This window comes from Paenisporosarcina sp. P5_A11 (assembly GCF_056400705.1).
In genome coordinates this window covers 1-6,561 of record NZ_JBFUKT010000181.1, presented here as the reverse complement: position 1 = coordinate 6,561, position 6,561 = coordinate 1, and the positions used below count along the sequence as shown (strand labels likewise).

6 protein-coding genes and 1 pseudogene are annotated in these 6,561 nt (G+C 41.5%); all 7 read left to right on the top strand.

The features are described from left to right. A partial coding sequence (locus AC1DOS_RS16950) for a M20/M25/M40 family metallo-hydrolase (RefSeq protein ID WP_477538447.1) occupies positions 1 to 218 on the top strand: 218 nt, incomplete at its 5' end. Beyond that, positions 215 to 1,762 (top strand): ABC transporter substrate-binding protein, encoded by a 1,548-nt coding sequence (locus tag AC1DOS_RS16945; RefSeq protein ID WP_477538446.1) that lies wholly within the window; start codon positions 215 to 217, stop codon positions 1,760 to 1,762. The genes AC1DOS_RS16950 and AC1DOS_RS16945, both read left to right, overlap by 4 nt. A gap of 68 nt (positions 1,763 to 1,830) precedes the next feature. After that, on the top strand, positions 1,831 to 2,745 hold the full coding sequence (locus AC1DOS_RS16940) for an ABC transporter permease (RefSeq protein WP_477538445.1): 915 nt from the start codon (positions 1,831 to 1,833) through the stop codon (positions 2,743 to 2,745). 12 nt (positions 2,746 to 2,757) lie between these two features. Continuing rightward, complete coding sequence (locus AC1DOS_RS16935; RefSeq protein WP_477538444.1) at positions 2,758 to 3,663, top strand: ABC transporter permease; 906 nt, start codon at positions 2,758 to 2,760, stop codon at positions 3,661 to 3,663. Between the two features lie 15 nt (positions 3,664 to 3,678). Then, positions 3,679 to 4,641, top strand: coding sequence for an ABC transporter ATP-binding protein (locus AC1DOS_RS16930; protein WP_477538443.1), 963 nt, complete (start codon positions 3,679 to 3,681; stop codon positions 4,639 to 4,641). Positions 4,642 to 4,654: 13 nt separating this feature from the next. Beyond that, entirely contained in the window at positions 4,655 to 5,698 is a 1,044-nt protein-coding gene (locus AC1DOS_RS16925; protein ID WP_477538442.1) for an ABC transporter ATP-binding protein, read from the top strand. A gap of 24 nt (positions 5,699 to 5,722) precedes the next feature. Next, positions 5,723 to 6,561: pseudogene (locus AC1DOS_RS16920) on the top strand (hypothetical protein); the annotation flags it as partial.

The window sequence follows — 6,561 nt, the reverse complement described above, 5'->3', positions numbered from 1 at the left end:
ACAGAAATCCTTCAATGGGTGGAGAAGACTTTGCTTATTTTTCACAAGAAGTGCCATCGGTGTTTTTCAATCTCGGAACGAATACCGGCGTGTCAACTTCATTGGGTCTTCACACTACTAAATTTAATGTTGATGAAGAAGCAATACGTTATGGGATGACGGTTTTATGCTATTTAACTCATAAATATTTACAAAGTGAAGAGGGGGAACTTACATGAAGAAACAGCTGTGTGCATTATTTTTAATTCTTTCGATGGTGGTAGCAGGTTGTTCAAATGACGATAAAGAAGGGGCTAAAGGTGAAGCCCCCGTGGAAACAAGTGAATCAAAAACATTGGTCATCGCAAATGGGACGGATATCTCTTCTTTTGATATTCATAACCACAACACGACAAGTACTGAAGCCGTTCACGTCAACATGTTCAACTACTTGGTGAAAAATGGTGGAGAAGAAGGATTCTTGCCTGACTTAGCGGAAAGCTGGGAAAACGTAGACGAAAAAACGTGGTCATTCAAATTAAAAGAAGGTGTTAAATTTCATAACGGTGAAGATTTAACTGCTGATGATGTCAAATTTACATTAGAGCGCGTTGCGAAGGATGATACTTTACTTGAATACGGTTCTTACAAACAAATTCAAGAAGTTGTTGTAAAGAGTGACTACGAATTTGATATTGTCACTGAAAATCCTGAGCCTGCTCTTTTAAACCGATTATCTCGAATCGGTTCTAGTATCTTACCAAAAGATTACATTGAAAGTGAAAGCTGGGATGTGTTTCTGGAATCTCCAGTTGGTACTGGACCGTATAAATTTAAAGAGTGGAAGAAAGATGATCGTTTAACACTTGAAGCTTATGATGAATATTTCGGTGAGCCGGCAAAATGGGAAAAAGTTGTATTCCGAAGCATTCCTGAAGATTCAACACGTGTTTCAGAACTGTTGACTGGCGGTGTTGATATTGCTGTAAATATTCCACCAACTGATTTAGAACGTATTAATTCCACTGAAGGAGTATCAATTATTGAATCCCCTACTCAACGAGTTATGATGCTTACTGCTCGTACTGCTGGGGAAGGCCCAACAGCAGATCCACTTGTTCGTGAAGCGATTGATTTAGCTATCGATAAGCAAGCAATTGTTGATTCCTTGCTTGAAGGAGCCGGTAAAGTAACACGAACACGTGTAACACCAGGTAACAAAGGTGCCAATGAAGACTTATATGGAAAAACATTATATGACCCTGAAAAAGCAAAAGAATTGTTGGCTCAAGCTGGATATGCAGATGGTCTTGAACTTTCATTAAGCTCACCGAATGGTCGTTATTTAAAAGATAAAGAAACTGCTGAGTTAATGGCAGCGATGTTACAAGAAGTCGGGATTAAAGTGAACCTGGAATTCCTTGAATGGAGCTCGTTCAATACTAAATACCAAGAAAAAGGATTTGGCGATTTATTCTTCATCGGGTATGGAAACTCCATGTTTGATGCTTCACTTGCACTCGATCGTTTGAAAAAGGAAAATGCAGCGGGGGAAACAGACTACGATAACCCAGTAACCGAAAAGTTGTTAGTAGCAGCTGAATCAAATATGAATTTGGAAGAACGTGTTGAACAATACAAACAAGCACAGGAATTGATCGCAGAAGATCGACCACAAATTTATTTATATCAATTAGAGTCCATTTATGGTGTCAACGAGAGAGTTTCATTTGAACCTCGTTTAGACGAAATGTTCTACGTGGACAACATTACATTGAAATAAAAAGAGGGGACTATTCCCCTCTTTTTTTATCCATCTACTTGGAACTTGATAAGAGGAGGCGTTAACGTATGAAATATTTCCTTCAAAACTTGTTAAAAACCATACCCGTATTGCTCCTCATTACACTGATTGTGTTCTTGTTGGTTAGAGTGACTGGGGACCCCGTATCACTGATGCTACCAGAAACAGCTACAGATGAAGAACGCGAATCATTAAGAGAAGCGCTCGGATTTAATGAACCGCTGCCAATTCAATACCTTACATATTTAGGGGATTTAGTAAGGGGAGACTTCGGAGATTCATTTCGATACAATACCGATGCCATGGCACTCGTGTTGGAACGATTACCTGCAACATTTGAATTGGCCATTGCCTCGATGATTGTAGCCATCTTCATTTCTGTGCCTCTAGGGATATTTTCCGCAGTAAAGCGAAACAGCTACCTTGACTTATTTATCACAGGTGGTGCTGTTCTCGGCAAGGCGATGCCAAGCTTTTGGCTGGGGATCATGCTCATTTTATTCCTCGCCGTCAATGTTCAAATGTTCCCTGTTTCCGGAAGAGACGGGATTATGCATCTCATCCTGCCGGCAATTACTTTGGGAACCGGTATCGCAGCTGAGATGACGCGTCTTATTCGCTCAAGCATGCTTGAGATTTTAGGTCAGGACTTTATACGAACTGCCCGCAGTAAAGGGTTAAAAGAAGGAATTGTTGTCAACAAACATGCATTTCGAAACGCATTAATCCCGGTTGTGACGATAATGGCATTGCAAACATCCACACTAATCGGTGGAACACTTATTACGGAAACGGTTTTTGCATGGCCAGGACTCGGTCAGCTTTTAGTACAAGCTGTGAATTTACGTGATATGTCAGTTGTCCAAGCAGCTACATTCCTCATTGCTATTTTTGTTATTGTGAGTAACCTGGTTGCAGATTTAATGTATCGATTATTAGATCCGCGAATCAAATACGATTAAGGAGGCAATGAAATGACTTCCATTACAGAACAGACAGTTGTTGTTGCGAATGCCAGTTACGGTAAGCGAATTAGAAAACTGGGAATTCGATTGTTGAAAAGTAAAACCGGGTTCGTGGGTCTGTTGATTGTTCTTGCAGTCAGTATTATGGCTATTTTTGCACCATTTATCGCCATGTATGATCCAGCAAAAACAGACGTGATTCACCGCCTGTTGCCTCCTTTTTGGGTAGAAGGCGGGACCATGGATTATCCACTTGGGACTGATAACCTGGGTCGTGACGTGTTGAGTCGCATTATTTACGGTTCTCGTATCTCACTACTGGTAGGGATCAGCTCAGTCATTTTGGCGGGCATTATCGGCATGTTTTTTGGTTTGGTGGCGGGATTCTACGGAAAAGTATGGGATTTCATTATTATGAGAACGGTCGATTCTTTCCTTGCCATTCCCAACATTTTGTTCATGTTAATTATCCTTGCTGTATTAGGGCCAAGTTTAACCACTTTGATTTTAGTGCTTGGCGGTACATCATGGGTTGTATATGCGCGTATGGTAAGAAGTGAAACACTTAGCGTCAAGGAAAGAGACTTTGTGAGATCGGCGAGAGCCATTGGAGCTAAAGATTATCGAATCATTACAAAATATATATTACCGAATGTCATCTCGTCATTTATCGTAATTGCTACATTAAATGTGGCATCGACCATCATTCTGGAAGCAAGTTTAAGCTTTTTGGGGTTGGGTATCCAATCACCGGATGTTTCGTGGGGACTGATGTTAAGTGATGGACGACAATATATTGCGACCAGCTGGTGGGTAGCGACGTTCCCGGGTGTTGCGATAACGATTACGGTACTGGGCGTTATTTTCCTCGGCGACTGGCTAAGAGATATACTGGATCCGAAAATCAAAGACTAATTGTGAGGTGATATCATGGCTGAGAAATTAATGGACGTCAGGGATTTAAAAGTCCGATTCAAGACAGAAGACGGTTTTATTTCAACTGTAAATGGCGTGACCTTTAATATGAACGAAGGTGAAACGTTGGCAATTGTAGGAGAATCCGGTAGCGGCAAGAGTGTAACCTCTCTGGCTTTGATGGGAATTCTGCCGCCAAATGGTGAAGTATATGAAGGGGAAATGTCATTCCGTGGAATGAACTTGCGCACATTAAATAAAAAAGATTATCGAGCGTTACGCGGGAATGAAATCTCGATGATTTTCCAGGAGCCCATGACTGCACTCAATCCCGTTTTTACAATCGGTTATCAACTAAGGGAAACACTGATTGTTCATTTTAAAATGACAAAGGAACATGCAAATATTCGTGGAATCGAAATGCTCGAGCTTGTTGGCATTCCGGATGCAGAAAAAGCGATGGGTCGATTTCCGCATCAATTGTCAGGGGGCATGCGCCAACGTGTGATGATAGCGATGGCATTATCCTGCAATCCACGCCTATTGATTGCTGATGAACCAACAACTGCGTTGGATGTAACGATTCAGGCACAAATATTGACGCTGTTGCGCAATTTAAAAGAGAAGTCGAATACGAGTATCATGATTATCACGCATGACTTGGGTGTAGTGGCAGAGCTTGCCGATCGAGTGATTGTTATGTATGCAGGAGAAGTGGTTGAGGAAGCACCGATATATGAATTGTTCGAGAATCCCCTACATCCGTACACGAAAGGATTGATGGCATCGATTCCGAAAGTGCACGACGTGGTGGATCATTTGTATTCAATAGATGGAACAGTTCCAAATCCGGCAAACATGCCTTCGGGTTGTAAGTTCCACCCTCGTTGCCCTCTGGCCGATATTGAGTGTACCAAAATTCATCCTGAACTTGAATATGTAAATGAAGGACATGCAAAACGCTGCATTAAAGTATAGGAGGTGAAATGACATGCTGGTTATGAGTGATAAGGAAGTTGTTGAAAAGAAAGCAGTTAAAGAGAAAGTGATATTGGAAGTTCAAAACTTAAAGAAACACTTTGATATGTCGAAAGGCTTCATTAAAAAGACCAAGTCGAAGGTAAGGGCAGTGGACGGATTGAATTTTCAGGTTTATGAAGGGGAAACACTCGGGATTGTGGGTGAATCCGGGTGTGGAAAATCAACAACGGGCCAGCTGATCTTAGGTTTGCTCGATGCCACGGAAGGACATATATATTTCAGGGACAAGGACATCGCAGGAATGTCGCAAGAAGAATTAAGAAAAGCCAGACGTGACTTACAAGTAATCTTTCAGGATCCTTATTCTTCATTGAACCCAAGAATGACTGTCGAGGAAATTATTGGGGAACCCCTTTTAGTTCATGGCCTTGCTAAAGGTAAGACATTACAACAAGAAGTAGTGAATTTAATGAAACTTGTGGGATTGGGTGAACATCAACTAAAACGATTTCCCCATGAGTTCAGTGGTGGTCAACGCCAGCGAATTGGCATTGCACGGGCACTTGCATTGAAGCCGAAAGTCATCGTCTGTGACGAAGCCGTATCTGCTCTGGACGTATCGATTCAAGCCCAGATACTGAATTTGTTGAAGAAACTTCAACGAGAACTAGGTTTGACATATATTTTTATTGCCCATGGATTACCTGCTGTCCGGCACATCAGTAATCGTATTGGCGTGATGTACTTGGGACGAATGGTGGAATTGGCAGGTCGCGACGAAATTTTTGAAAGACCATTGCATCCATATACGCATGCATTGCTTGATTCAGTACCGATTCCCGATCCCCGTTTCCGGAAAGAGCATCTGTTGATTGAAGGAGAAATCCCGAATTCAAGCAATCCGCCCTCTGGCTGCCATTTCCATACACGCTGCCCATATGCAACTGACTTGTGTAAACAAATAGATCCGGCTTATGTGGAATTATTACCTAGTCATTTTGTCGCATGCCATTATCCATTGCTCGATAAAAATACGAATGTCTTGCCTAAGTAAAACGAAAGAGGGGAACACATTTGTATGAAAGTGAAAATTGGCGCCATAGGTCCGAGTGACTCATTACAACAGATGAGAGAAGTAGCAAAAAAAGATACTCGCATTGAATTGATCGATTTTGAATACTCACATCCGGAACAGCTTCACTCGATATTAACGGAGCATCGATATGATGTGACTCAATGGATATTTTCCGGTCAGAACCCTTATTATTATTCGCTGGATCATGGATTGATCACTGCTGAAGAGGCCAGTTATCCGCCTTTGCATGGCATTAGTTTGCTCGGCACATGTATGCGCGTTGTGCATGATAGAGGTGAAGTGGTCAAACGAATGAGTCTAGATACCGTGGATAAGGAAACGGTCGGGCTCGTATTGCAAGAATTTTCGTTGCATGATTTATCAATCGAGTTATACCCATATCATAACTACAAACCTTATGATGAATTGATTGATTTTCATGTGAAGCACTATGAAAAAGGAAATACTGAAGTCGCATTGACATGTTTATTGAATGTATATAATGCATTGGTCGATTTGGGTATTCCATGTTACCGTCTCGTCCCTTCCCAACTGGCGATTCAGACGGTATTTAATATATTGGTTTCTCGTGCTAATAGCCAGATTTATGAAAAATTGAAAGTCGCCATCATTGGGTTCGAATTAAAAGATTCCGAAGCTGGAAATGGGTCACTGCATAAGTATGAAGACCAAAAAAGAAATCTTCAATTGGGCTTGCATCTTGTAAAAGTTGCCGAATTGCTGAACGGAACCCTTATTGACCGACAGGATGGTCGCTTTCAAATCTACACCACGTATGGTGATATAGAATTACTCCAAACAACACAACCACTTGTTGATGT

Coding starts and splice junctions, on each gene's coding strand:
- AC1DOS_RS16930 (WP_477538443.1), top strand. CDS start 3,679: ATGGCTGAGAAATTAATGGACGTCAGGGATTTAAAAGTCCGATTCAAG.
- AC1DOS_RS16935 (WP_477538444.1), top strand. CDS start 2,758: ATGACTTCCATTACAGAACAGACAGTTGTTGTTGCGAATGCCAGTTAC.
- AC1DOS_RS16925 (WP_477538442.1), top strand. CDS start 4,655: ATGCTGGTTATGAGTGATAAGGAAGTTGTTGAAAAGAAAGCAGTTAAA.
- AC1DOS_RS16940 (WP_477538445.1), top strand. CDS start 1,831: ATGAAATATTTCCTTCAAAACTTGTTAAAAACCATACCCGTATTGCTC.
- AC1DOS_RS16945 (WP_477538446.1), top strand. CDS start 215: ATGAAGAAACAGCTGTGTGCATTATTTTTAATTCTTTCGATGGTGGTA.